General features: G+C 71.8%; 22 protein-coding genes and 1 tRNA gene. 15 read left to right on the top strand and 8 right to left on the bottom strand.

Annotation, left to right across the window (positions count from 1 at the left end):
- Positions 1–18 precede the first annotated feature (18 nt).
- Positions 19–2,100 carry a DUF262 domain-containing protein gene (locus C7474_RS07595; protein WP_121059353.1) on the bottom strand — a complete coding sequence of 694 codons (2,082 nt, stop codon included), beginning with the start codon at positions 2,098–2,100 and terminating at the stop codon, positions 19–21.
- Between the two features lie 122 nt (positions 2,101–2,222).
- Here C7474_RS07595 and C7474_RS07590 point away from each other — a divergent pair, with 122 nt between their 5' ends.
- On the top strand, positions 2,223–2,996 hold the full coding sequence (locus C7474_RS07590) for a hypothetical protein (RefSeq protein ID WP_121058563.1): 774 nt from the start codon (positions 2,223–2,225) through the stop codon (positions 2,994–2,996).
- 68 nt (positions 2,997–3,064) lie between these two features.
- Here the strand turns inward: C7474_RS07590 and C7474_RS07585 are convergent, their stop codons facing one another.
- Positions 3,065–4,582, bottom strand: coding sequence for a hypothetical protein (locus C7474_RS07585; RefSeq protein ID WP_121058561.1), 1,518 nt, complete (start codon positions 4,580–4,582; stop codon positions 3,065–3,067).
- A gap of 295 nt (positions 4,583–4,877) precedes the next feature.
- Between C7474_RS07585 and C7474_RS07580 the strand changes: the two genes are divergently transcribed.
- From C7474_RS07580 to C7474_RS07565, 4 genes are read left to right on the top strand one after another with little or no spacing between them, the layout of a single operon-like run.
- Positions 4,878–5,660: a DeoR/GlpR family DNA-binding transcription regulator gene (locus tag C7474_RS07580; protein WP_121058559.1), complete on the top strand. Its 783-nt coding sequence runs from the start codon at positions 4,878–4,880 to the stop codon at positions 5,658–5,660.
- The gene (locus tag C7474_RS07575; RefSeq protein ID WP_121058557.1) at positions 5,657–6,604 is read left to right on the top strand and encodes a 1-phosphofructokinase family hexose kinase; all 948 of its coding nucleotides are present in this window, start codon (positions 5,657–5,659) and stop codon (positions 6,602–6,604) included. The genes C7474_RS07580 and C7474_RS07575 overlap by 4 nt, the downstream gene beginning before the upstream one ends.
- 32 nt (positions 6,605–6,636) lie before the next feature.
- Positions 6,637–8,670: a PTS fructose transporter subunit IIABC gene (locus C7474_RS07570; protein ID WP_121058555.1), complete on the top strand. Its 2,034-nt coding sequence runs from the start codon at positions 6,637–6,639 to the stop codon at positions 8,668–8,670.
- A gap of 54 nt (positions 8,671–8,724) precedes the next feature.
- Entirely contained in the window at positions 8,725–8,997 is a 273-nt protein-coding gene (locus C7474_RS07565) for an HPr family phosphocarrier protein (protein ID WP_121058553.1), read from the top strand.
- A gap of 65 nt (positions 8,998–9,062) precedes the next feature.
- On the opposite strand, the gene C7474_RS07560 is transcribed toward C7474_RS07565, so the two are convergent.
- On the bottom strand, positions 9,063–9,701 hold the full coding sequence (locus C7474_RS07560) for an MBL fold metallo-hydrolase (RefSeq protein WP_121058551.1): 639 nt from the start codon (positions 9,699–9,701) through the stop codon (positions 9,063–9,065).
- 133 nt (positions 9,702–9,834) lie between these two features.
- On the opposite strand from C7474_RS07560, the gene C7474_RS07555 reads away from it, so the two are divergent.
- Positions 9,835–9,907 (top strand) — tRNA-Glu (locus C7474_RS07555).
- A 138-nt stretch (positions 9,908–10,045) separates the two neighbouring features.
- Here C7474_RS07555 and C7474_RS07550 read toward each other — a convergent pair.
- Both C7474_RS07550 and C7474_RS07545 read right to left on the bottom strand, forming a co-directional pair.
- The gene (locus tag C7474_RS07550) at positions 10,046–11,200 is read right to left on the bottom strand and encodes a DUF4349 domain-containing protein (protein ID WP_121058549.1); all 1,155 of its coding nucleotides are present in this window, start codon (positions 11,198–11,200) and stop codon (positions 10,046–10,048) included.
- Complete coding sequence (locus C7474_RS07545) at positions 11,197–11,757, bottom strand: RNA polymerase sigma factor (protein WP_121058547.1); 561 nt, start codon at positions 11,755–11,757, stop codon at positions 11,197–11,199. Before C7474_RS07545 ends, C7474_RS07550 begins: the two co-directional genes overlap by 4 nt.
- Before the next feature lie 224 nt (positions 11,758–11,981).
- Between C7474_RS07545 and C7474_RS07540 the strand changes: the two genes are divergently transcribed.
- The 7 genes from C7474_RS07540 to C7474_RS07510 all read left to right on the top strand — a co-directional run bounded on the left by C7474_RS07540 (position 11,982) and on the right by C7474_RS07510 (position 19,670).
- On the top strand, positions 11,982–13,085 hold the full coding sequence (locus C7474_RS07540) for a TerC family protein (protein ID WP_121058545.1): 1,104 nt from the start codon (positions 11,982–11,984) through the stop codon (positions 13,083–13,085).
- A 191-nt stretch (positions 13,086–13,276) separates the two neighbouring features.
- A complete protein-coding gene (leuC, locus tag C7474_RS07535) occupies positions 13,277–14,722 on the top strand; it encodes a 3-isopropylmalate dehydratase large subunit (protein ID WP_121058543.1) in 1,446 nt (481 codons plus the stop codon).
- 1 nt (position 14,723) lies between these two features.
- Complete coding sequence (leuD, locus tag C7474_RS07530) at positions 14,724–15,320, top strand: 3-isopropylmalate dehydratase small subunit (protein WP_121058541.1); 597 nt, start codon at positions 14,724–14,726, stop codon at positions 15,318–15,320.
- A gap of 69 nt (positions 15,321–15,389) precedes the next feature.
- Positions 15,390–16,760 (top strand): UDP-N-acetylglucosamine 1-carboxyvinyltransferase, encoded by a 1,371-nt coding sequence (gene murA, locus C7474_RS07525; RefSeq protein ID WP_121058539.1) that lies wholly within the window; start codon positions 15,390–15,392, stop codon positions 16,758–16,760.
- 7 nt (positions 16,761–16,767) lie between these two features.
- The gene (locus C7474_RS07520) at positions 16,768–17,526 is read left to right on the top strand and encodes a lysophospholipid acyltransferase family protein (RefSeq protein WP_121058537.1); all 759 of its coding nucleotides are present in this window, start codon (positions 16,768–16,770) and stop codon (positions 17,524–17,526) included.
- Between the two features lie 61 nt (positions 17,527–17,587).
- Positions 17,588–18,685, top strand: coding sequence for an NAD(P)H-dependent glycerol-3-phosphate dehydrogenase (locus C7474_RS07515; RefSeq protein WP_241965190.1), 1,098 nt, complete (start codon positions 17,588–17,590; stop codon positions 18,683–18,685).
- Entirely contained in the window at positions 18,585–19,670 is a 1,086-nt protein-coding gene (locus C7474_RS07510; protein ID WP_121058533.1) for a D-alanine--D-alanine ligase family protein, read from the top strand. The genes C7474_RS07515 and C7474_RS07510 overlap by 101 nt, the downstream gene beginning before the upstream one ends.
- Before the next feature lie 18 nt (positions 19,671–19,688).
- Here the strand turns inward: C7474_RS07510 and C7474_RS07505 are convergent, their stop codons facing one another.
- Positions 19,689–20,183 carry a DUF3515 family protein gene (locus C7474_RS07505; RefSeq protein WP_121058531.1) on the bottom strand — a complete coding sequence of 165 codons (495 nt, stop codon included), beginning with the start codon at positions 20,181–20,183 and terminating at the stop codon, positions 19,689–19,691.
- A gap of 22 nt (positions 20,184–20,205) precedes the next feature.
- Between C7474_RS07505 and thiL the strand changes: the two genes are divergently transcribed.
- Positions 20,206–21,189, top strand: a complete 984-nt coding sequence (gene thiL / locus C7474_RS07500) for a thiamine-phosphate kinase (RefSeq protein WP_121058529.1) — start codon at positions 20,206–20,208, stop codon at positions 21,187–21,189.
- A gap of 78 nt (positions 21,190–21,267) precedes the next feature.
- Here the strand turns inward: thiL and rsmD are convergent, their stop codons facing one another.
- Positions 21,268–21,828, bottom strand: a complete 561-nt coding sequence (gene rsmD / locus C7474_RS07495) for a 16S rRNA (guanine(966)-N(2))-methyltransferase RsmD (protein ID WP_121058528.1) — start codon at positions 21,826–21,828, stop codon at positions 21,268–21,270.
- Between the two features lie 4 nt (positions 21,829–21,832).
- Positions 21,833–22,417 (bottom strand): 1-acyl-sn-glycerol-3-phosphate acyltransferase, encoded by a 585-nt coding sequence (locus tag C7474_RS07490; protein WP_121058526.1) that lies wholly within the window; start codon positions 22,415–22,417, stop codon positions 21,833–21,835.
- A 64-nt stretch (positions 22,418–22,481) separates the two neighbouring features.
- Here C7474_RS07490 and C7474_RS07485 point away from each other — a divergent pair, with 64 nt between their 5' ends.
- A complete protein-coding gene (locus C7474_RS07485; RefSeq protein WP_121058524.1) occupies positions 22,482–24,647 on the top strand; it encodes an ATP-dependent DNA helicase RecG in 2,166 nt (721 codons plus the stop codon).
- The last annotated feature ends 5 nt before the right edge of the window (positions 24,648–24,652 follow it).

Genomic DNA, 24,652 nt, shown 5'->3' with positions numbered 1-24,652 from the left:
TCCGCGGGATCGACCCGTTCAGTCGCGCATCGCGTCGCCGATGTAGGAGTACTTGACGAACACCTCGCTCGCCCAGCCCGCCTCTTCGAGCACTCCCTGCACGGCCGAGAGCATGTACTTCGAGTCCCACCCCATGTACAGGTACTGGTCGTCGGCGATGCGGTCCCAGTGCCCGTTCCACGCCATCGCGGGGTAGACGGGGCCGCCCCGCCGCGCAGAGAAGGCGACGACGCTCTCGCGCGAATCGGCCCACAGTCGCTTGAAGACCCGGTTGAACAGGTACTTCACGTCGGGAACCTCCCAGTGCTCGCCGCGGAACTCGACGTAGTCGAACTCGCGCTGCCAGCCGCGCGGCCAGCCGCGGCGCTTGCGCGCGTCGAGCACGGGGGTGAGGTCGTCGTCGTCGATGACGGTGACGGCCGGTCGGCGCCACACCTCCGTGAAGCGGCGGGTGAGCTCCTCGGTGCGGGCGGCGATGGATGCCGTGCCCCAGGTCAGCGCACCCGCGACGTCCACGGTGAGGTCGACCCCGCTGCGCGCGTAGAGCGAGCGCTTCTCGGGGAACGACGCGTCGAAGGCGCGATCGGCGAGGTCGTGCTCGAGCAGGGTGAGGTTCCCGAGCGTCGGGACCAGGGCGCGGTGCGCGTTCTGTTCGTCGTCGGAGAGCTCGCCCCAGCGCCGCACGCCGTCGCCGGTCCACTCGTCGGAGGGGGCGATCGGCACGATGTGCTCCACGTCGACCCCCTCGGCGTCGGTGCGCCCGGCCAGCCGCGCCAGGACATACGCGGGGTGGGGGAGCTCGGTGTACTTCAGCCCAACGCGGGTGCGCTCGTCCGACGGGGTGATGCGGGCGATCGCATGCGCGAGGGCGTCCCGTCCGGCATCCGCCGCCCGGCACAGGCGTGCGACGAGCCGGTCGACCGGCAGGCCCGACACGATGCGCCGCAGCAGCAGCGACTGCAGCTGTTCGAGGCTCTCGATGAGCTCTTCCCGGGGGAGCGCGCCGCGCAGGTGCTCGCCGTACAGGCGCATCACGAGCGGATACGTGCCGCGGCCGAACGTCGACAGGAACGCGAACTGCGCGCCGATGCCGGCGTCGGGCGTCTCGGCGGGTTCGAGCAGCAGCCGGTAGATCGCGGCATCCTCGCGCCACTGCGCGGCGTGACCGCGGAGCGTGTCGATGCCGAGCCGCGGGAACTCGTGGCGGAACGTGTCGTAGACGCCCCGTTCGCCGGCGACCGTCACCTCGCGCCCGGTGCGCATCACGAGGTAGTGCGCCCAGAACGACCCGATCTGATCGCCCGTGGCCTGTTCGATCGGCAGCCAGAACTGCGACTCGATCTCGCTCTGCTCCTCGTGGGAGAGTCCCATGAGCACGTAGTTGTGGATGAGCTCGTGATCGCGCAGGGGCTCGCCCGTGGAGTTGAGGCTCTCGAAGATCTGCTGCGCGTTCGCCTCGCCGCCGAGGGTGATCGACACGTGCTCGAGCTTTTGCAGCCCGCGCCAGATGTGCGCCGCCTCGTCGGGGCGGATCTGGCTGCGGAAGAACGCGTAGTTGTCGTCGAAGCGAGACTCGCGCTCGGTGTCGCCGGGCGAGCGGCGGTCGAGCACGACGCTCTCGAAGACCTCCGCCCATGCCCGGTGCGGACGCAGCTTGGTGCGTGCAGGGTCGTCGGGGTGCACGAGTACGCGCGCGAGCTCGTCGGCCAGCGCCGGATCGTCGTCGCGGAGGGTGTGATGGAGCGCGGCGACCAGCAGCATGAGCGTCGTGAGGCGTTGCTGGCCGTCGATGAGGACGAGATGCGGGTCGCCGGCGCCCGCATCCGATGCGGTGGACAGGATCGACCCGATGAAGTGGGTCTGCCCGTCGTCGGTGTCGGCCACGGCGCGGATGTCGCCCAGCAGCTGCTCGCAGCCGCCGATGTCCCAGCGATACTGCCGTTGGTAGACCGGGACGACGATCGTCGTGTCGGATGCCGCGAGCCACCCGATCGTGTTCACCGCGGTCGCGGCGACATTTGCGGCGGTGTTCGCGGCCGTGTTCACGTCCGTGGCCGCCTGCGCGGGGGTGGGGGAGATGGTCTCAGGGGTGCTGCTCATGTTCACTCTTCGTTCCTCGCAAACCCCGACGAGTCTAGTGGCGGGTTTTGCACGGCTAGGTAGGCTTGCCTAAGCCGGGCCTGTAAAAACTTCGCTGGTCCGCGGAAGGGACATGATTCGTCATGGGTTACATCAAGAGCGCCGCTCTGGAGGAGACGGGCTACGTCGTCCTCGACCCCTACGGCAAAGAGATCGACCCCAAGGAGTGGCTCGACATCGAATACGTGGACTGGAAGTCCTCCGGTGACACGCGCTTCGCTCCGCTGGCCTCGGCCAAGGGGGAGATCGAGTGCAACGGCTTCTGGAACCACAAGCCGCCGCGCACCGACAAGGACGGCGTGTGGATCGACGCGCAGACCGAGCTGGCTCCGACGCTCACCGCGCGCGCGCAGGAGCCGGGTGCGAACGTCGGACGCTGCCGCATCATCGAGCTGCAGCCCAACACGTACGCGGACTGCCTGTACAACCTGCACCAGGACGACAACAACCGCCTGAACCCGGACGGCACCGGGTGGGTCGTGCGCGGGTTCTTCAATCTCACCGACGACAAGGACAGCTTCTTCGTCCTGCGTGAGAACCGCACCGACCCGAGCCAGGAGACGCGCATCGCGCTCCCGGCCGGCGCCCAGCTCATCATCGACACGCAGCGCCTGTGGCACGCCGCCACCCACTACGGCGACGAGCCGCGCTACTGCCTCATCACCTCGTGGGAGTCGGGCCCCGAGCTCGACGCGTACATCGCGAAGTACAACGGTGTGAACAAGGTCGACTCGGTGGAGGTCGATCAGGAAGTCCTCGACCAGGGTCAGGCCGAGCAGACGCGTCGCCTTGCTGCGCGCGCCGCCGCGCTCGCCGCCCGCGGCCAGAAGGAAGTCACCATGATGAGCGAGGCCTGAGCCTCGCGCATCGACACGACAGCGCCCCGACCGGATCCGGTCGGGGCGCTGTCGTGTGAGGTGGGCGTTCAGGCGCTGGCGGATGCCGCGACCCGCGCCCGGTGGTTCACGCGGTGTCCGACCCAGAACCCGGCGGCGATGAGCGCAGCCAGCGCCGCACCCAGCATCCAGGGCGTGAGGGTCGGCGCGAGCGCCTGCGTGCCGGAGGCGAGCGTGCCGGTGCCGTCGGCGATGGCCGTGTTGCCGTCGCTGAGGTCGACCGATCCGGCGGCGAGCGTGGCCGCACCGTCGTCGAGCGCGACGGTGCCCTCGGCGAGCGTGGTGGCGCCGTCGGCGAGGTCGCCGAGCCCGGCCGACAGGTCGGACGCGCCCTCGGAGAGCTGCGCCGTGCCGTCGGCGAGGCTGCCCGCTCCGGCGGCGAGCGTCGACGCGCCGGTCGCGAGGTTCTGCGCCCCGCTGCTGAGCGAGAGCGCGCCCGTCGAGAGCGTCTGCGTGCCGGAGGCCAGCGTCGTCGCGCCCGCGGACAGGTCGCCGGTTCCCGACTGCAGGCGGCCGGCGCCGTCGTTCAGCTTTGCGAGTCCGGACGCGAGGTCGCGGGCGCCGGCGGCGAGGGCGGGCGCGCCCTTCTCCGCATCGGTCAGCGCCACGGTGCCGGGCCACTGGTGCGCCGCATCCCCGTTGATGATGTTCGAGACACCGCCCGCCACCTGAGCGGCCCCACCCGCGGCCTGCTGCAGGCCCTGCGAGAGTGTCGGCGCCGCGGCAGCCGGTGCCGCCAGCGCTGTGGTCTTCGCGGAGACGGTCGCGGCGAGCAGTGCGAGGTCGGCCGGCGCCGGGTCGTTGCTCGGGTCGGCATCGGTGAGGAGTGAGATCTGACCGGCGAGCTTCTTCGCGTCGATCGGTGCACTCTCCGCGGTCGCCGTGATCGCGGCGGCGTTGGCGCCGAGAGCGCGCACGTCGTCGGTCACTTTGGTCGAGAGCAGGTTCGCGAACCCCTGTGAGCTGGCGAGCACGCCGCGACTGTAGGCGTCGGCGCCCGAGACGCCCTGCGCGAGCAGTCCTGCCTTCTCGGCCAGCGTCGCGCCGCCGCGGGCGGCGGAATCCGCGCCGACCGCGAGATCGCGCGCGCCCGCGGCGGCGCTCTGCGCACCGGCCGCCAGGCGTGCCGCGCCGGAGGCGGCGGAGGAGGCCCCGCTCTGCACCCGCGCCGCGCCGGCCGCGGCGGAACCCGCGCCTGCGGACAGGGTCGCGGCGCCGGTGGACAGCGTGGCCGCACCGGTCGCGGCGCTCGAGGCGCCCGCGGAGAGCTTCGTCGCTCCGGCGGCGGCGGTCGCTGCGCCGTCCTCCAGGCGGCCGGCGCCGTCGGCGAGCTCGCCCGCTCCGGCGGACACCCGAGCGGCGCCGTCGGCGAGGTCGCCGGCGCCGGCCGCGGCGCGTGTCGCGCCGTCGTCGAGTTCGGCGGCCCCGCTGCTGAGCTTGGCGGCGGTCAGCAGGTAGAGGCCGGTCATGGTCGCCAGGAGGACGGCGAGGACGATGACGGTGATCCGCATCCCCCAGCCGTGCGCGTGTACGTCGGTTCTCATCATCGAAAACTCCGTGTTCGAGCACGCGCGACGGTGCGCGTGCGGGTGGGTGCCCCGGGGAGGGCGCGCCCGCGGGTCGGGAACCCGCGGGCCGAAGTGCGATGAACGTAGCGTGCCGACGCCTCGTCGCCGCGCATCTCGTGACAGGTCTGCATCCTGGCACCAAATCCCAGAGGCGGTGAGACTCGGTTCCTTGTGTCGGTCCTACAACACGCGCCGTCCGGACGATGGCCGCGAGAAGGGTCTTTGTGAATCTGTGTTTGTGTTGTAATCTGTGGAAACAGTCGAGGAGGATGACATGTACGCAACGGAGCGCCACGAGCACATCGCGCAGCTCATCGCCGCCGAAGGGCGGGTGTCGGTCGTCGACCTCGCGCGTCGATTCGACGTGACGACCGAGACCGTGCGACGCGACCTGGACCAGCTCGGACGCACTGGCGTCGTGCGGCGCGTGCACGGCGGCGCCGTCTCGCGCACCCGCGTGAGCACGGCGGAGTCCTCGTTCGCCGAGCGCGCGCTCGTGCGCGGTGAGGCGAAGGAGGCCATCGCCCGCGCCGCCCTCGCCCTCATGCCCGACGACCTCGGCGGATCGGTGTACCTCGACGCCGGCACCACGACCGCGGCCCTCGCCGCGCACCTTGCCGCCGCCGCTCAGGCCGCCGCGCCGCTGGAGGTCGTGACGCACTCGATGACCGTCGCGCACCTGCTCGCCGGCGTCGCCGGGCTGCAGGTCACCGCCGTGGGCGGTCGCGTCCGCGGCCTGACCGCCGCCGCCGTCGGAGCCGGTGCCGTCGCCGCGGTGTCGCGGCTGCGCCCCGACGTCGCCTTCGTCGGCACCAACGGACTGTCCGCCTCGCTCGGTCTCAGCACACCCGACCCCGACGAGGCGGCGGTGAAAGAGGCGATCGTCCGCGGCGCGCGTCGCGTCGTCGTCCTCGCCGACAGCGAGAAGTTCGAGGCGGAGCTGCTGGTCTCCTTCGCCCCCCTCGACGAGATCGATGTCGTCGTCACCGACGCCGCGCCGACCGGCCCTCTCGCCGAGGCCCTCGCGGCGGCCGGCGTCGAGGTGGTGGTCGCGTGATCGTCACGCTCACCGCCAACCCGTCGCTCGACCGCGCCGTCGCCCTGGCCGCACCGCTGGCCGTCGGAGAGGTGCAGTCCGTCGTCGCCGCTCGGGAGGACGCGGGCGGCAAGGGCCTCAACGTCTCCCGCGTCATCGCGGCCGCCGGCGGCAGCACCCTCGCCGTGCTCCCGCTCGACCCGGCCGACCCGTTCGCCACCGCCGTGCATCAGACCGGCCTCCCGGTGCGGGCCGTCCCCGTGCGCGGGGCCGCGCGCACGAACCTCACCGTCACCGACCCCGCCGGCACGACCACGAAACTCAACGCGCTCGGCACCGCCCGCACCGAGGCCGATGCGACCGCGCTGCGCGAGGCGACGGTCGCCGCGTGCGCCGACGCCGACTGGCTCGTGCTCGCCGGGTCGCTGCCGCCGGGGCTGCCCGACGACTTCTACGTGACCGTGATCCGCGCCGTCCGCGAACGGTGGGGCACCCGCGCGCCCTCGATCGCGGTCGACACCTCGGGCGCCGCGCTGCAGGCCGTCGTCGCCGACGGGCGTCCCGACCTCATCAAGCCCAACGACGAAGAACTCGCCGCCCTCACCGGCACGCCCCTCGACGTCACCGTCGACGGTGTCGATCGCGTGCGCGAGGTGGCGGCGACACTGGTCCCGCACCGCGTCGGGGCCGCCTTCGTCACACTCGGCTCCGCCGGTGCGCTCCTGATCACCGCCGACGGCGCCTGGCACGGGACGCCGCCGCCGATCCGGGTGCGCAGCACCGTGGGCGCCGGCGACAGTTCCCTCGCCGGCTTCCTCCTCGCCCGCACCGCCGGAGCGGCGCCCGCCGACGCCGTCCGCGGCGGCATCCGCTACGGCGCCGCGGCGGCATCCCTGCCCGGCACCCAGCCGCCCGCCCCGGCGGACCTTCCCACCGGCGACGTGCCGGTGGTCACCCTCACCTGAAAACCCGCACCACCCGACCACTGGAGGTCACCGTGTCCGACATCATCAGCCCACCGCTCGTCAGCCTCGACGAGCCGCTCGGCCGCGACAAGCGTGCCGTCATCGACGCCCTCGCCGCACGCGTGGCCGCCGCCGGCCGCGCGACGGATGCCGCCGCCCTCGCCGCCGACGCGTGGAAGAGAGAGCAGACCGACGAGACCGGCCTCCCGGGCGGCATCGCCATCCCGCACGCGAAGAGCCCCGCGGTCACCGCCGCCACCCTCGCGTTCGCGCGACTGGCACCGCGTGTCGACTTCGGAGCCGAAGACGGCCCCGCCGACCTCGTCTTCCTCATCGCCGCGCCCGACACCGCCGCCGAAGAGCACCTCGCCGTGCTCTCGCGCCTGGCCCGCGCCTTCATGCGCGACGACTTCACGGCCGGCCTGCGGGCGGCGCAGACGCCGCAGCAGGTCGTCGACCTCGTCACCGATGCGGTCAGCGAGACGCCCGCCGCCCCCGCGACGCCGGCGGCCGCATCCGCCCCCGCCACGACCGAGCTCCTCGTCGAGGGCCGGCCCGCCCGCATCGTCGCCGTCACGGCGTGCGCGACCGGCATCGCCCACACCTTCATGGCCGCCGACGCGCTCACCGCGGCAGGGCAGAAGGCCGGCATCGACCTCGTCGTCGAGCCGCAGGGCTCCTCCGGCTACAAGGCGCTGCCGCAGCAGACCATCGACGACGCGGATGCGGTCATCTTCGCCGTCGACGTCGATGTGCGCGATCCGCAGCGCTTCGCCGGCAAGCCGGTGGTCCGCGCCGCCGTCAAGCGCGGCATCGAGCAGCCCGCGCAGCTGATCGACGAGGCCGTGGCCGCCGTGGGCAACCCGCTCGCGCCGCGCGTCAGCGGGAGCGTCGCTTCGGGCGCCGTGCCGACCTCCAACGCCCCCGTCTCCCTGGGCGGGTCGGTCAAGCGCGCGCTGCTCACCGGCGTCAGCTACATGATCCCGTTCGTCGCCGGAGGCGGCCTGCTCATCGCCCTCGGCTTCCTGCTCGGCGGCTACGAGATCGCCTTCACCGCCGACGACGTCCTCGGCTCGTCGACGCTGTGGAACCTCGGCGACACGAGCCTGCTGATGTACCTCGGCGCGGTCTTCTTCAAGATCGGCGGACTCTCGTTCGGCTTCCTCGTGCCGGCCCTCGCCGGGTACATCGCCTACGGTCTCGCCGACCGACCCGGCATCGCCCCCGGTTTCGTCGCCGGCGCCGTCGCGTCGTTCATGGGTGCGGGCTTCATCGGCGGCATCGTCGGCGGTCTGCTCGCCGGACTCGCCGCGTGGTGGCTCAACCGCCTCGAGGTGGCCCGGTGGCTGCGCGGTCTCATGCCCGTCGTGATCATCCCGCTTCTCGCCTCGATCTTCGCGTCCGGGCTCATGATCATGGTGCTCGGCGGTCCGATCGCGTGGCTGACCCTGGCCCTCAACGACTGGCTCGCCGGCCTCACCGGTGCCGGCGTCATCCTGCTCGGCATCATCCTCGGTCTCATGATGTGCTTCGACCTCGGCGGCCCCGTCAACAAGGTCGCCTACGGCTTCGCCACCGCGAACCTCGCCGCCGGCATCGCCGGCGACACCCGGTACCTCGAGATCATGGCCGCCGTCATGGCCGCCGGGATGGTGCCGCCGCTCGCGATGGCGCTGGCCTCGACGGTGATCGACCGGAAGCTGTTCACCGAGCCGGAGCGCGAGAACGGCAAGGCCGCGTGGCTGCTGGGCGCCGCGTTCATCTCCGAGGGTGCGATCCCGTTCGCCGCCGCCGACGTGTTCCGCGTCATCCCGGCCATGATGCTCGGTGGTGCCGTCACCGGCGCCCTGTCGATGGCGTTCGCCGTCAACAGCAAGGCCCCGCACGGCGGCGTGTTCGTGTTCTTCGCGATCGACAACTTCTGGCTGTGGCTCATCGCGATCGCCGCCGGCACCGTCGTGAGCGCGTTCTCGGTCGTGCTGCTCAAGCGGTTCGCCCGCCGCCGCGGCGACGCGTCCGATATCGCACGGCCCGAAGGAGTTTCCCCCGAGGCGGTGACGGCCTAGGCTCGAAGGAACGCGCACGCGCGGATATCCCTGAACTTCCCTAGGAGGAACACCATGGCCGAACGCCAGGCGACCGTCGCCAGCCAGTCGGGTCTGCACGCCCGCCCCGCCAAGCTCTTCGTCCAGGCGGTGCAGCAGACGGGTGTCCCCGTCACGATCGCCGTCGACGGCGGCCCCGACCTCAACGCCGGCAGCATCCTGACCCTCATGGGCCTGGGCGCCACGCAGGGCACGGTCGTCACGCTCAAGGCGGAGGGCGACGGCGCCGAGGCGGCGCTGGACACCCTCGTCGCGTTCCTCGAGACCGACCACGACGCCGAGGCCTGACCTCGCAGACACGAAGGCGGATGCCGGAGCCCAGCGCTCCGGCATCCGCCTTCGTCGCGTGTGCTCTAGATGTCGATCGACTCGCCCGGCTCGAGCGCGGTGAACTCGCCACCGTGCTGCGCGGCGGCCCAGGCGAGGCGTCCGCGCCCCATCTCGAGGCCGGAGCGGGAGAGCGTCATGTCGTGCACGGCGAAGGCCCGGCGGGGCGCGACGGCCAGCACGAAGTCCATCGCCTCGCCGATCTTCAGCCACGGCGCGCCCACGGGAGCCGCGAGCAGGTTCACCTCGACGCCCTCGGGGACCGTGTAGGAGTCGCCGGGGTAGTACAGCTCGTCGTCCACGAGCACGCCGACGTTGTCGACGACCGGGATCGAGGAGTGGATGACGTTGTGGCGTCCGCCGAAGAAGCGCAGCGTGAACGGCTCGACGACGATCTCGTCGCCGGGGGAGACCACCGTCACGTCGAACTCGGATGCCGCGGCGGCGACGCCCGCCGGGCCGTAGATCGGCACATCCGGGGCGTCCTTGCGCAGGCGGGTGAGGTGCTCGGGGGTCCAGTGGTCGGCGTGCTCGTGGGTCAGCACGATCGCGACCAGTCGCCCGAGGTCGGACAGCGGCAGGGTGAAGGATCCGGGATCGATGAGCAGCGTGCGTCCGTCCTTCTCGACGCGGAGGCAGGCGTGCTCGTGTTTGGTGACGCGCATGCGCTCAGTCAACGCCCGCCGAGGCCCGGCGGCAACCCGCGACACCCCGTCCCGGCTCGATTTGGCCCGATGCGCACGGCCATGGCATACTTGAACGGTTGCCTCCGGGAAGCCGGAGAAGACAGAAAAGTACGGCCCCATCGTATAGCGGCCTAGTACGCCGCCCTCTCACGGCGGTAACGCGGGTTCGAATCCCGCTGGGGTCACATCCGAAGAGCCGGTCCACACGGACCGGCTCTTCCTCGTTTCCGGCGCGCGTCGCGCCCGTGCGCGTCGAGACCCGCGCGATGCGCCGAGACCCGCATCCAGGACGCGGGTCTCGGCGTGCGGGCCGGGTCTCGGCGTCAGGGCTCGGGCGTCGGGGGCCGCGGCGCGCGGCGGCGGCGCGCCAGCCGCCGGACGAGGAGCACGACGCCGGCGACGACCGCGGCGACGGCGAACCAGGGGAGCAGGAAGCCGACGGCCACGACGAGACCGTTGAGGGCCGCCAGCAGCCCGTTCCACCCCGACGTGATGCCGTCGCCGAACCCGGCCGGGTCGGGCTCGACCGCGGGCTGCGGCTCGTCGAGCGTCACGCTCAGCGACGACATCGCCACCTGCTCGTCCAGCAGCGCCAGCTGCGACTGCAGCGAGGCGAGTTCGGACTGACGCTGCGCGAGCGCCGACTCGGCGGCCACGAGGTCGGCGGTCGTGTCGGCGTCGGCGAGCAGCTCGGTGAGGCGATCGACGGATGCCTGCAGCGCGTCGACCCGGGCGCGCAGATCGACGGCCTCGCCGGTGACGTCGCGGCGGGAAGTCTCGGACGCGCGCACCTCACCGACATCGGCGAGGCCGGCCAGGACACCGGTCAGCTCGGCGGCGGGCACCCGCACCGTGATCCACGCACCCCCGGGAGTGGGGTACACGACGGCGTCACCGCCGGTCGCGGGCATCACCCCGCTCTCGCCGACGCTCATAACCTCGACGTATCCGCCGGCGGCGTCCGCGGCCTCGCCGATCGTGCGGGCCGCGGCGGCCGCATCGTCCACCTCGACGGTCGCCGAGGCGGTCGCGACGATCTCGCGTCCGGCATCCGTCGTCGCGGTCTCGGACGAGGCTCCGGCGCCGTCGGAGGCGCCGGGACGCGCGGCCTCCTCCAGGCTCTGCGCCGCGTCGCCCGGAAGGGACTCGAAGCCGGCGTCGGGTGCGACGGCCTCGCCCGGGACGAGCACGAGGCCGCTGCCGGCATCCGCGTCACCGCCGGCGCTCGTCGCACCCAGGCCGCCGAGATACGGACTCACCGCTGCGAACAGCGCGAGGGCGGCCGCGGCCCCGCCGACCGACAGCCAGACGGTGCGGCGGCGGGTGCGTCGACGCTCCTGCTCGCGTCGTCGCTGTTTCTGCGTGTGCTCGCGCTCGCGTTCGAGGGAACGGACGAGTCCCGCCTCGATCTCCCGGAGGCGTTCTTCGCTCAGCTCGGGCAGGTCGGGCAGCGCGAGATCGGTGTCGTGCGCGCTCATGTCGTCTCTCCTTCGACGGTCGCCCGGAGGCGGGTGCGGATGCGGGAGAGACGGGTGCGGACAACGGCGTGCGTCACGCCCAGCCGCTCGGCGGCGGCCTGGTAGGCGTACCCTTCCGCCGCGCACAGCCGGAAGATCTGCTGGTCGAGGGCGCTCAGCATCCCGACCTCGGCGAGGATCCGCTCGACGAGTGCCTTCTCGACGACCTGCGCTTCGACGTCCACCGTCGCCGGCAGGGTCTCGTCCGCCTCGGCGCCGGTGTGGTCGCGGTCGCGGCGGATGCGGCGGATGCGGTTCGCCGCCTGGAACCGGCACACCGTCACCAGCCACGGCAGCACCGAGTCGCCGGCGAGCTCGAGGCCCGGGAACTTGCGCCACGCCGCCAGAAACGTCTCCTGCAGCACGTCTTCGGCATCCGCCGCATTCCCGACGAGTCCGTGCGCGAGCCAGTACACCGGGCGTGCGTACGCCCGGAACAGCGCGCGGAACGCACCGTCGTCGCCGGCGGCCGCCGCCGCGACGAGCGCCGCGTCGTCTCGCGCCGCGATGTCGGTCATGGGTCTCCGCCCCGGTCGGGACTCCTCGGAGTCATCGTCTCTCACCCCGTCAGTGTCCGCCAGCGCCGGATCGTCTCATCGCGGGCGGTAGTGTTCTCTGAGCGAAGGGGAGTATCCCGGTATCGCGCTTCCGTCATCACGGGCCCCGTCGTCGAGGCCCCGGTTGCGCGCCGCGTCGGCGGGGGAGAGACTTTCGATCCTCCGTCGTACCCCGAAAGGCCCCCATGGACCTCCCCGTCTGGTTCGAGATCGGCTCGCTCGTCGTGCTCGTGCTGATTCTCGTCGGCGACCTGCTGCTGATCCTCAAGCGTCCCCACATCCCCTCCACCAAGGAGTCGACCCTGTGGGTCGTGTTCTACGTGACGCTCGCGCTGCTGTTCGCGGGACTGCTGTGGACGTTCGCGGGCCACGAATTCGCGGGTCAGTTCATCGCCGGGTGGCTGACGGAGTACAGCCTCTCGATCGACAACCTCTTCGTGTTCGTGCTGATCATGAGCCAGTTCGCGGTGCCTCGGCGCTATCAGCAGGAGGTGCTGATGGTCGGCATCATCATCGCGCTGATCCTGCGCGGCGCCTTCATCCTCGCCGGGGCCGCGATCATCGAGCAGTTCAGCTGGGTGTTCTACATCTTCGGCGCGTTCCTCATCTGGACCGCGTGGCGACAGGCCTTCCCGGGTGGCGACCACGACTCCGACGTGAAGCAGGAGTCGTTCATCGTGCGCCTGCTGCGCCGCACGATCGACATCACCGACCACTACGACGGCGCGAAGATCCGCACCGTCGTGAACGGCAAGAAGTTCTTCACGCCGATGATCATCGTCTTCGCGGCGATCGGGGTCACCGACCTGCTGTTCGCGATCGACTCGATACCGGCGATCTTCGGCATCACCCAGAACCCGTTCATCGTCTTCACCGCGAACCTGTTCGCTCTCATGGGCCTGCGCCAGCTCTACTTCCTGCTCGGGGACCTGCTCGACCGGCTCAAGTACCTGCACTACGGCATCGCGTTCATCCTCGCCTTCATCGGCGTGAAGCTCTTCTTCCACGCGATGCACGAGAACGAGCTGCCGTTCATCAACGGCGGCGAGCACATCGAGTGGGCGCCGGAGATCTCGACGTGGATGTCGCTGGGCGTCATCGTGCTGTCGATGGCCGTCGCGACGATCGCGAGCCTCGTGGCTTCGGCGAAGGAGCGGCGCGAGCGCGGCGTGACGGCCGCGGGTCCTGCCGACCCCGCTGACGCGCATGCGCCGGTCGTCGCCGCCGAAGCGGTCGCCGACGAGAAGGGCACGCCCCCCACCGTCGACGCCCCCCGAGCCGACGACTGACCGCGGCTCGGCCGCCACAAGGAGGAGCCACCGGGAGGGCGGCGCGGGCCGGGGGCGCGGTCGGCGGTGGTAACCTGAGCCGATGCGGTTCGTGGGCCTTCTCCTTATCGGCCGCGGCGAGATCTCGTTCTGAGCCCCCTCTCGTCGCGGAGTCCGCTGTGGGCACTCATCCGAACCTGAGAACGAGACACATGAACAGCCAGATCCCCGATCACCCCCGCACCCTCGCCGAGAAGGTGTGGGACGACCACCTCGTCGTCAAGGGCGAGGACGGCCAGCCCGACCTCATCTACATCGACCTGCACCTGGTGCACGAGGTCACGAGCCCGCAGGCCTTCGACGGTCTGCGCGCCGAGGGGCGCCCGGTGCGCCGCCTCGACCTCACGATCGCGACCGAGGACCACAACACCCCGACGCTCGACATCGACAAGCCGATCGCCGACCTCACCAGCCGCACCCAGATCGAGACCCTGCGCCGCAACGCCGAGGAGTTCGGCGTGCGCATCCACTCGCTGGGCGACAAGGAGCAGGGCATCGTCCACGTCGTCGGGCCGCAGCTGGGCCTCACGATGCCGGGTGTCACGGTCGTCTGCGGCGACTCGCACACGAGCACGCACGGCGCGTTCGGTGCGATGGCCTTCGGCATCGGCACGAGCGAGGTCGAGCACGTGCTGGCCACGCAGACCCTGCCGCTGAAGCCGTTCAAGACGATGGCCATCACCGTCGAGGGCACGCTCCGCGAGGGCGTCACCGCGAAGGACATCATCCTCGCCGTCATCGCGAAGATCGGCACCAACGGCGGCCAGGGCTACGTGCTCGAGTTCCGCGGCAGCGCCATCCGCGCCCTGTCGATGGAGGGCCGGATGACGATGTGCAACATGTCGATCGAAGCCGGCGCCCGTGCCGGCATGGTCGCGCCCGACGAGACGACGTTCGCGTACCTGAAGGGCCGCCCGCACGCGCCCGAGGGCCAGGACTGGGAAGACGCCGTCGCGTACTGGCGCACGCTCCCGTCCGACGAGGGCGCCGTCTACGACGCCGAGGTGTTCCTCGACGCCGACGAGCTCGAGCCGTTCGTGACGTGGGGCACCAACCCCGGTCAGGGCGTGTCGCTGTCGGATGTCGTCCCCTCGCCCGACGACTTCGCCGACCCGAACGAGCGCGCCGCCGCCGAGCGCGCGCTGGAGTACATGGACCTCACCGCCGGCACGCCCCTGAAAGAGGTGCCGGTGGATGCCGTCTTCATGGGCTCGTGCACGAACAGTCGCATCGAGGACCTGCGCGCGTTCGCGTCGGTGATCGAGGGGCGCACGAAGGCCGAGAACGTGCGGGTCATGGTCGTGCCCGGCTCCGCGCGGGTGCGGCTGGAGGCCGAGGCCGAGGGCCTGGACAAGGTGTTCACCGCGTTCGGCGCCGAGTGGCGTTTCGCCGGCTGCTCGATGTGCCTCGGGATGAACCCCGATCAGCTCGCCCCGGGCGAGCGCTGCGCCTCGACGAGCAACCGCAACTTCGAGGGTCGTCAGGGCAAGGGCGGGCGCACGCATCTCGTGTCGCCCCTCGTGGCCGCCGCGACGGCCGTCCTCGGACGCCTCGCGAGCCCGAGCGACCTGCCCGCCCGTGAGACCGTGGAGGCCTGACATGGAGAAGTTCACGACGCACACAGGCATCGCCGCCCCGCTGAAGCGCTCGGCCGTCGACACCGACCAGATCATCCCCGCGGTCTACCTCAAGCGGGTCACCAAGACCGGCTTCGAGGACGCGCTGTTCGCCAACTGGCGGCAGGACCCCGACTTCCTCCTCAACCAGCCGGTGTTCGCCCGCTCGTCGATCCTCGTCGCCGGCCCCGACTTCGGTACGGGTTCGAGCCGCGAACACGCCGTGTGGGCGCTGCGCGACTACGGATTCCGCGTCGTGCTCAGCCCCAAGTTCGCCGACATCTTCCGCGGCAATGCGGGCAAGCAGGGCCTGGTCACGGGCGTGATCGGCGAGGACGACCTGGAGGCGATCTGGGCGGTCATCGACGCCGACCCGGGCATCTCGATGACGGTCGATCTGGAGGCGCGCGAGGCGCGCATCGGCGACCTCCGAGTCGGCTTCGACATCGACGATTACACTAGATGGCGGCTCCTCGAAGGGCTCGACGACATCGGGCTCACCCTGCGCAACGAAGACGCCATCGCGGGATTCGAGGCACGCCGAGAGGCATGGCGACCGCGGACACTGCCCGTCCGCTAGCCCGGTGCCCGCCCCGCGATCCGGGGCGGCGCCGTTCCGTCTCCCACAGACACAAGTGAGGTCCATTCGATGAAAACCCTCGTCACCGAGTCCGTTCCCTCGGGCCCGGAGGGCGGCTATCCGGCCGTCGTCCAGGCATTGCGCATCCGCGGCGGCCGGCCGCTGCGCGGGACGGTCGACGTGAAGGGCGCGAAGAACCTCGCGACCAAGGCGATGGTGGCCTCGCTGCTCGGCGCCACCGAGTCCGTGCTGCGCGACGTGCCCGACATCAGCGACGTGCAGGTCGTGCGCTCGCTCCTCGAGGTGCACGGCGTGACCATCTCCGACGACGGCGAGGGCGTGCTGCGCCTGGACCCGAGCGGTGCGGTCTCGGCGCACTTCGAAGAGATCGACGCGCACGCCGGTGCCTCCCGCATCCCGATCCTCTTCTGCGGTCCGCTGCTGCACCTGCTCGGTCAGGCATTCATCCCCGACCTGGGCGGATGCCGCATCGGCGACCGTCCGATCGACTTCCACCTCGACGCCCTCCGCTCGTTCGGCGCGATCGTCGAGAAGCTGCCCAGCGGCATCCGCCTGTCGGCGCCGAACGGCCTGCACGGCGCGAACATCGACCTGCCCTACCCGAGCGTCGGCGCCACCGAGCAGGTGCTGCTGACCGCGGTACGCGCGAAGGGGACCACGGAGCTGCGCAACGCGGCGATCGAGCCCGAGATCATGGATCTCATCGCCGTCCTGCAGAAGATGGGCGCGATCATCTCGTACGAGCCCAACCGGGTCATCTTCATCGAGGGCGTCGACGACCTCAAGGGGTACGACCACCGCTGCATCTTCGACCGCAACGAGGCCGCCTCGTGGGCGTGCGCGGCACTGGCCACCGACGGAGAGATCTTCGTCGCCGGCGCCAAGCAGCAGGAGATGCTGACGTTCCTCAACGTCTTCCGCAAGGTCGGCGGCGATTTCGACATCCTCGAGGACGGGATCGCGTTCCGCCGCGGCGCCGAGCTCAAGGCCGTCACCGTCGAGACCGACGTGCACCCGGGCTTCATGACCGACTGGCAGCAGCCGCTCATCGTCGCCCTCACACAGGCCACCGGCGAATCGGTCGTGCACGAGACGGTGTACGAGAACCGGCTCGGCTTCACGCGTGCCCTCGTGCAGATGGGCGCCGACATCGTCGTGCATCCCGAGGGCATCGCCGATCCCGCCCGCCGCGTCCCGCGCCGGGCGCTCGAGCAGGCCGCGGTCATCAACGGGCCGACCCCGCTGCACGGCGCCGATGTGGTCGTCCCCGACCTCCGCGGCGGCTACAGCTACGTCATCGCGGCCCTCGCCGCCGAGGGGGAGTCGACCGTGCGCGGTGTGGACATCATCCGCCGCGGCTACGAGAAGTTCCTCGACAAGCTCAGCGCCCTCGGCGCCGACTTCGACGTCGTCGCCTGAGGCCCCGATGAGCCCTCGTCGCCGTGCCACGGCGGAGAAGTCGCGCCCGAGCTGGTTCTGGCCACTCGCAGCGATCGTCGTCCCCGCCACGGGATGGTTCGCGAAGATCGAGATCTCCGGCGAGGAGCACCTCCCCGCCGAGGGACCGTACGTCCTCGCGCCGAACCACTACAGCGAGTTCGACCCGCTGATCCTCGCCGTCGCGACGTGGCGGTTGGGCCGCGCGCCGCGCTTCATGGCGAAGGAGAGCCTGTTCCGCGTGCCGGTGCTGGGCGACGCGTTGCGCGCGACCGGGATGGTGCCGGTGGCACGCGCCGCCTCTGCCGCCGCGGCGCGTCAGACGATCGATCAGGCCGTCGCCCTCGTCGAGCACGGTCGCGGCGTCATCGTCTATCCGGAGGGATCGCTCACCCGCGATCCGGACATGTGGCCGATGCGCGGCAAGACCGGTGCCGTGCGCCTGGCCCTCGCCGGCGACATCCCCGTCATCCCGGCCGCGACATGGGGCGTGCAGCAGATCATGCCGCGCTACGGCAAGCTGCGCGTGTTCCCGCCGCGCCGGCGGGTGCAGGTTCTGCTCGGTCCCGCCGTCGACCTCTCGGCGTGGCGCGGACAGTCCACGCCGGGCGCCCTCACCGCGGCGACGGATGCCGTCATGGCCGACGTCTCCACGCTGCTCGGACGCCTGCGCGACGAGACGCCGCCCGCCGAACGATGGAACCCCGCCGTGCACGGGCAGAAGGAGACGGGCCGCCTTGAGTCGTAATCCGTCCCCCGCGCCGAAGACCGGGAGCGTCCCGCGCGTCTCGGGACTGCCGCGCGTCGCCGTGATCGGCTCGGGAAGCTGGGGCACGACCTTCGGAAAGGTGCTCGCCGACGGCGGCGCCCACGTCGTCATGTGGGCGCGTCGCGCGGAGGTGGCGCACGAGATCCAGGCCGGGCACCGCAACAGCCAGTACCTCCCGGGCATCAACCTGCCGCGGACGATGTCGGGCACGTCCCACCTCTCCGAGGCCCTCGACGGGGCCGACCAGGTGTACCTCGCGATCTCGAGCCAGGCGCTGCGCCAGAACCTCAAGGCCGTGCGCCCGCTCATCGCCGGCAGCGACGTGCCGATCGTCTCGCTCATGAAGGGCGTCGAGAAGCGCACCGGACTGCGCATGAGCCAGGTGATCGAGCAGGAGCTGCACTGCGATCCTGCGCGGATCGCCGTCGCCTCGGGCCCGAACCTCGCGCTCGAGATCGCCCGTGAGCAGCCGACCGCCGCGGTCATCTCCTCCTCGAGTCAGGAGACCGCCGAGGCCGTCGCCCGCCGCGCGCGCAACGCCTACTTCCGCACCTTCGTGAACACCGACGTGATCGGCACCGAGTTCGGCGGGGTGCTCAAGAACCTCATCGCCGTCGCGATCGGCATCGTCGACGGCGTCGGCTACGGCGAGAACACGAAGGCGTCGATCATCACGCGCGGGCTCGTCGAGATGACCGACTTCGCGGTCGCCCAAGGTGCCCAGCACGAGACGCTGCAGGGGCTCGCGGGTCTCGGCGACCTCATCGCGACGTGCCAGTCGCCGCTCAGCCGCAACAACACCGCCGGGCGGCTGCTCGGCCAGGGGTACAGCTTCCAAGACGTCGTGAAGCAGATGGACCAGACCGCGGAGGGCCTGGCATCCGTCGCGCCGATCCTGCAGCTGGCCCGCGAAGCCGGCGTCTCGATGCCGATCGTCGAGCAGGTCAAGATGGTGCTCGACGGCGCCATGGACCCCCGGCACATCGCCCCGCACCTGACCACCGACGACGACCAGCCCACCGGCGAGAGGACCCAGAATGACCAAGGCGGCAGTGGCGGTGCTCTTCGGCGGTCGCTCCAGCGAGCATTCGATCAGCTCCGCAACGGCCGGGGGAGTGCTGGGCGCGCTCGACCGTGACCGCTACCGGGTGATCCCGGTCGGCATCACCCGTGACGGCGCGTTCGTCCTCGAGGACGACGAGCCGGGCAAGTTCGCGCTCGACCCGGCGCACCTGCCCGAAGTCGTCGACAACGGCACCCGGATCATCTGGCCCGACTCCGTCCGCAGTCGCGAGTTCAAGGTACGGGATGCCGACGGCACCGTACGCTCGCTCGGCGACGTCGACGTGGTGTTCCCGATCCTCCACGGCCGCTTCGGCGAGGACGGCACGGTGCAGGGCTTCCTCGAGCTGCTCGACCTGCCGTACGTCGGTGCGGGACTGCTCATGTCGGCGATCGGCATGGACAAGCACACCACCAAGAGCGTCCTCAAGGCCGCGGGGGTGCCCGTCGTGCCGTGGGTGAGCGTGACGCGGCAGAACCTCGACCGCGACCCCGAGCTGTGGCGGCGCCGCATCCGCTCCCTCGGCCTTCCCGCCTTCGTCAAGCCGGCCCGCGCCGGCTCGTCGGTGGGTGTGTCGAAGGTCGACGACTGGGACGATCTGGATGCCGCCCTCGAGACGGCGTTCGCCGAGGACGGCACGGTGCTCGTCGAACAGGCGGTCGTCGGCCGCGAGGTCGAGTGCGGAGTGCTGGAGGGACGGGACGGCGGCGAGCCGCGGGTGAGCGTCGCCGGCGAGATCGTGATCTCGGGCCGCGACTTCTACGACTTCGAGGCGAAGTACCTCGGCGCCGACGGCATCGACCTCGTCTGCCCGGCCGAGCTCGGCGACGGCGAGCTGGCCGAGATGCAGCGGATCGCCGCGCGGGCGTTCGAGGCGGTCGGCGGGCAGGGCCTCGCGCGGGTCGACTTCTTCTACACCGGCACCGAGTTCTTCGTGAACGAGGTCAACACGATGCCCGGGTTCACGCCGATCTCGATGTTCCCGAAGTGCTGGATCGCGTCGGGCATGAGCTACGACGATCTGCTCACCGAGCTGATCGAACTCGCCCGCGCCCGCTGACCGGGGCGCCCGTCCGGCTCAGCCTTCGGCCGTGTCGACGCGCTCGGTGCAGACGGCGCCGGTGGTCGGCAGGGTGCCGACCGCGCGACCGAGGTCGCTCAGCACCGCCCGCGCGCTGACGTCGTCGTAGTCGAGGTAGACCTCCACCGCGGGGGAGCGGCCGTAGGTCGTGAAGCGGTAGTTCGGCGCCTCGCTGTCGTCGATGATCCAGTCGACGTTGTCGACGCTCTGGCACACCAGCTCGGTGGGGCCGGGTTCGGTGACGCCGCACGTGAGCAGCACGGTGCTCGGGTCCCCCCAGGCGCCGGTGGCCTGCGCATCGGTCCACCGGCGGGTCTGACCGTCGACCGAATCGGGCAGAGCGGTGGTGACGGCGGCGCACGCGGGGTCGTTCGCGTCGGCGGCGGGCTTCATCGACACCGTGCTGCTGCACGCGGTCAGGGAGCCGGCGACGAGGGGGAACGCGACGACCAGTGCGAGCGCGAGACGGCCGCGGCGGGGTCGGGGGAACACCACTCCAGGCTACCGTGGAGGGATGAGCCACCCCGCCCCGCGCACCGTCGGCGACGCCTCCGAGGCGGAGGTGCTGGAGCTCGTGTTCGCGGCGCTGCAGGGCACGTCGCGCGCCGTCGTCGGCCCCGGGGACGACGCGGCGGTGCTCGCCGTCCCGGGGGAGCGGATGGTCGTCACGACCGACACCCTCGTGCACGGACCCGACTTCCGCCTGGCATGGTCGAGCCCGCACGACCTCGGCGTGAAGTCCGCCGCCGTGAACCTGGCCGACGTCGCGGCGATGGGCGCCCGCCCGACCGCGCTGTTCGTCGCGCTCACCCTCCCGGACGAGACACCGCTGGCGTTCGTCTCGGAGTTCGCGGCGGGCCTGCGCGAGGGATGCGACATCCTCGCTCCGGGTTGCGCGGTCGAGGGCGGCGACCTCACCGTCTCGGACACCCTCACGATCGCCGTCACGGCGGTCGGCGTGCTCGAGGGGCGCGCTCCCGTGCTGCGCAGCGGCGCACGCCCGGGCGACGTGGTCGCCGTGACCGGGGAGCTGGGCGCGGCGGCGCGCGGTCTCGCGCTGCTGTTCGACCGGTTCACCGACGAGGACGGCGCGCCGGTGCCCGTCGACGCCGACACGCTCACCGCCGCCGAGCGGGACGATCTCGCCGCGCAGCTGCGCCCGCAGCCTCCCGTCGCGCTCGGGGTCGCGGCGGCCGAGGCGGGCGCGTCGGCGATGATGGACGTCTCCGATGGCCTGCTCCTGGATGCCGGCCGCCTCGCGCGGGCGTCGGGGGTGACCGTCGCCCTCGCAGGTGAGTGGAGCGACGAGGCCCTCCGCGGCGGCGAGGACCACGCGCTGCTGGCCACCTTCCCCCCAGACGCCGCGCTGCCCTCCGGATTCCGCGCGGTCGGCCGCGTCGAGCCCCGCGGTGAGGACTCCGTGACGGTCGCCGGCCTCGCCGACGCCGGCCCCGGCGGATGGGACCCCTACCGCGACTGGGACGCCCGCCGCGGCTGACCCGGCATCCGCGCCGCCGAGATGACACGAACTGCCCCGAAAAGTCCCGTCAGACGACGATCTGCGTCATCTCGATCGTCAGGGGGCCGGATGCAGCCACCACATCGTCGTGTCGCCGTACTTCTTCGAGCGGCCGTGCACGAGGGAGGCGGGGACGGATGGGCGCGGGGAGCGGGTCGCGCGCTCGACGATGACGGTCGCCTCCGGCGTCAGACGCGGGGCCAGCAGCGCCAGCAGTTCGGCGATCTCGGTCTCGCCGACGTCGTAGGGCGGATCGATGAGCACGAGGTCGTAGCGTCCCGCATCGGAGCGGACGAACGCCTCGGCGGCGGCGCGGTGCACCCGGATCGCCGCGCCGGCCACGGCGCGGGAGACGGCATCCGCGTTCCGCCGGGCGACGGATGCCGCCCGCGGGGCCTTCTCGACGAGATCGGCGCTGCGGGCCCCGCGGCTGACGGCTTCGAGCCCGAGCGCGCCGGAGCCGGCGTACAGGTCCAGGACGGCGGCATCATCGACCGCGCCGGCCGACTCGAGGGCGGAGAACAGGGATTCGCGCACCCGGTCGCTCGTCGGACGCGTCCCGGCATCGGGCACGGTGAGGGCGAGCGATCCCGCCGCCCCCGAGATGATGCGGGTCATGCCTTCACGATAGCGAGGCGCCGCGGGGCTCCGAGGTCAGTCGGGGCTCGGTGCGCAGCGCGGGCCGCAGCCCCGCCTTGTCGGCGTAGAAGGCACGGATGCGGTCCATGTCGGCGCCCACGTCGCCGGTGAGTTCGATCGTCGGGCCGAGGCCGGTCGTCATCGTCGTGCGGTCCACATAGCCCAGCGTCACGGGCATGCCGGTCTCGCGCGCGATCCGATAGAACCCGCTCTTCCAATGCGTGTTGGCGCCGCGCGTCCCGTCGGGGGTCACGACGAGCCCGAAGACCTCTCCCGCGTGCACGCGCGCGACGACTTCCGACACGACCCGTCCCGCATCGCTGCGGTCGACCGGGATGCCGCCGAGCCGGCGCATCAGCGGCCCCCGCCAGCCCGCGAACAGGCTCTTCTTGCCCAGCCAGCGCACGTCGACGCCCAGGCGCCACGCGATCGCGAGCATGAGCACGAAGTCCCAGTTCGACGTGTGCGGCGCCCCGATGAGCACCGTCGGACGCGTGGGTGCGGGCTCGGTCACGAGCCGCCAGCGGCTGAGCGCCCAGTACGCGCGGGCGAGAAGTCGTCGGATCACCCCTCGAGCGTAGGGGGCGCCGCTGTGCGCCGCCTGCGTCGGAGGGGATGCCTAGACTCGTGCCATGCCCACGATCGCCCTCGACGCCTCGCTGGCGGCGGTGGTGGGGGCGAAGATCGCCGGGCAGCTGCAGCGGGCGTTCGGCATGGCGACGGTGGGCGACCTGCTCGATCATTACCCGCGGCGGTACGCCCGTCGCGGCGAGCTGACCCCCATCGCGACGCTGCCGATCGGCGAGGAGGTCACCGTCGTCGCCGAGGTGCGCTCGGCGACCATGCGGCAGATGAAGGGGCGCCGCGGTCAGATCGTCGAGGTCGTCATCGGCGACGGACTCGGCACGGCGACCCTCACCTTCTTCAACCAGAAGTGGCGGCTGGACGAGCTCGTCCCGGGCCGGCAGGGAATCTTCTCGGGCAAGGTCGGGCAGTACAAGGGCGTGCAGCAGTTCGCCCATCCGGCCTACGAGCTGTTCGACGACGACGCGGCGACGGCGCTGCTGAACGCCCAGGCGCAGCAGCGCATCCCCATCCCGATCTACCCGGCGACCGCGTCTGTGCCGAGCTGGCAGGTGCGCAAGGCGGTCGAACTCGTGCTGCCCTCGCTGGGCGACGTGCCCGACCCGTTGCCGGAGGACCTGCGCGCCGCCGACGGCCTGCTCGACGCGCGCACCGCCCTCATGCGGATGCACGCGCCTCAGGAGTTCTCGGAGATCGACGCGGCGCGGCGCACGCTGCGCATGCACGAGGCGTTCGTGCTGCAGGCCGCGCTCCTGCAGCAGCGCGGCGTCGTGCAGCGACTCGATGCCACGCCGCGACCGGCGGGCGACCTGCTGGCGCGCTTCGACGCGTCGCTGCCGTTCGCGCGCACCGCCGATCAGGTCGCCGTCGGCGACGTCGTCGCCGCCGACCTCGTCGGCACGGGGCCGATGAACCGTCTCGTGCAGGGCGAGGTGGGCTCGGGAAAGACGCTCGTGGCGCTGCGTGCGATGCTGCAGGTCGCCCAGTCCGGCGGCCAGTCCGCCCTCATCGCCCCCACCGAGGTGCTCGCGGCGCAGCACGTGCGCTCGATCGCGCGGATGCTGGGACCACAGCTCGCGCCCGAGCTCATGCCGACGCTGCTCACCGGTCAACTGCCGGCCGCCGAACGGCGCAAGGCCGCGCTGCGCGCGGCGGCAGGCCAGGCGCTCATCGTCGTCGGCACCCACGCGCTGCTGAGCGAGTCCACGACGTTCGCCGATCTGGGTCTGGTCGTCGTCGACGAGCAGCACCGCTTCGGCGTCGAACAGCGCGAGACCCTGCGGGCGAAGGGAACGGCCCCGCACGTGCTCGTGCTCACGGCGACCCCGATCCCGCGCACCGTCGCGATGACCGTGTTCGGCGACCTCGACGTCTCGACGATCCGCACGCTCCCCGAGGGGCGGGCCGGGATCTCGACCTTCGTCGCGCCGCTGTCCGAGAAGCCGGCGTGGTTCGCGCGGGTGTGGGACCGTGTCGCCGAGGAGGTGGCGCTCGGTCGACAGGCGTTCGTGGTGTGCCCCGCGATCGATGCGGCGCAGGAGTCCGCCCGCGACCCCGATGCACCCGAGGCCGTCCCCGGCGCCGAGGCCCCGACGAAGGTCCGCTGGGGCGTCGTGCAGGCCGCCGACATGCTGTCGCGGCATCCGGCGTTCGAGGATCTCACCGTCGAGATCCTGCACGGGCGCATGGGTGGCGAGCAGAAGGACGCCGTCATGCAGTCCTTCGCGCGCGGCGAGATCGACGTGCTCGTGGCCACGACGGTCATCGAGGTCGGCGTCGACGTGCCCAACGCCTCGACGATCGTCGTCCTCGAGGCCGACCGGTTCGGCGTCTCGCAGCTGCACCAGCTCCGCGGCCGCGTGGGACGAGGATCCGTTCCCGGACTGTGCCTGCTCGTGACCGAGGCCGACCCGGGTTCTCCCGCCCGCTCCCGCGTCGACGCCGTCGCCTCGACGACGGACGGGTTCCTCCTCGCCGAGGTCGACCTCGAGCTGCGCGGCGAAGGCGATGTGCTCGGCGACATGCAGTCGGGAGCGAAGTCGTCGCTGCGCCTGCTGCGGGTCGTCACCGACGCCGACCTCATCACCCACGCCCGCGCCGCGGCGGCGCGCGTGTTCGAGGACGATCCCACTCTCGAGCGCCATCCGGGGCTCGTGGCCGCGATCGCCCGCCGCGTCGGGGAGCAGGAGCGCGACGCGCTCGCGCGCAGCTGATTTCC

It is taken from the genome of Microbacterium telephonicum (assembly GCF_003651225.1).
In the GTDB taxonomy this organism is placed as follows: Bacteria; Actinomycetota; Actinomycetes; order Actinomycetales; family Microbacteriaceae; genus Microbacterium; species Microbacterium telephonicum.
This window is presented reverse-complemented; position numbering and strand designations above follow the sequence as displayed.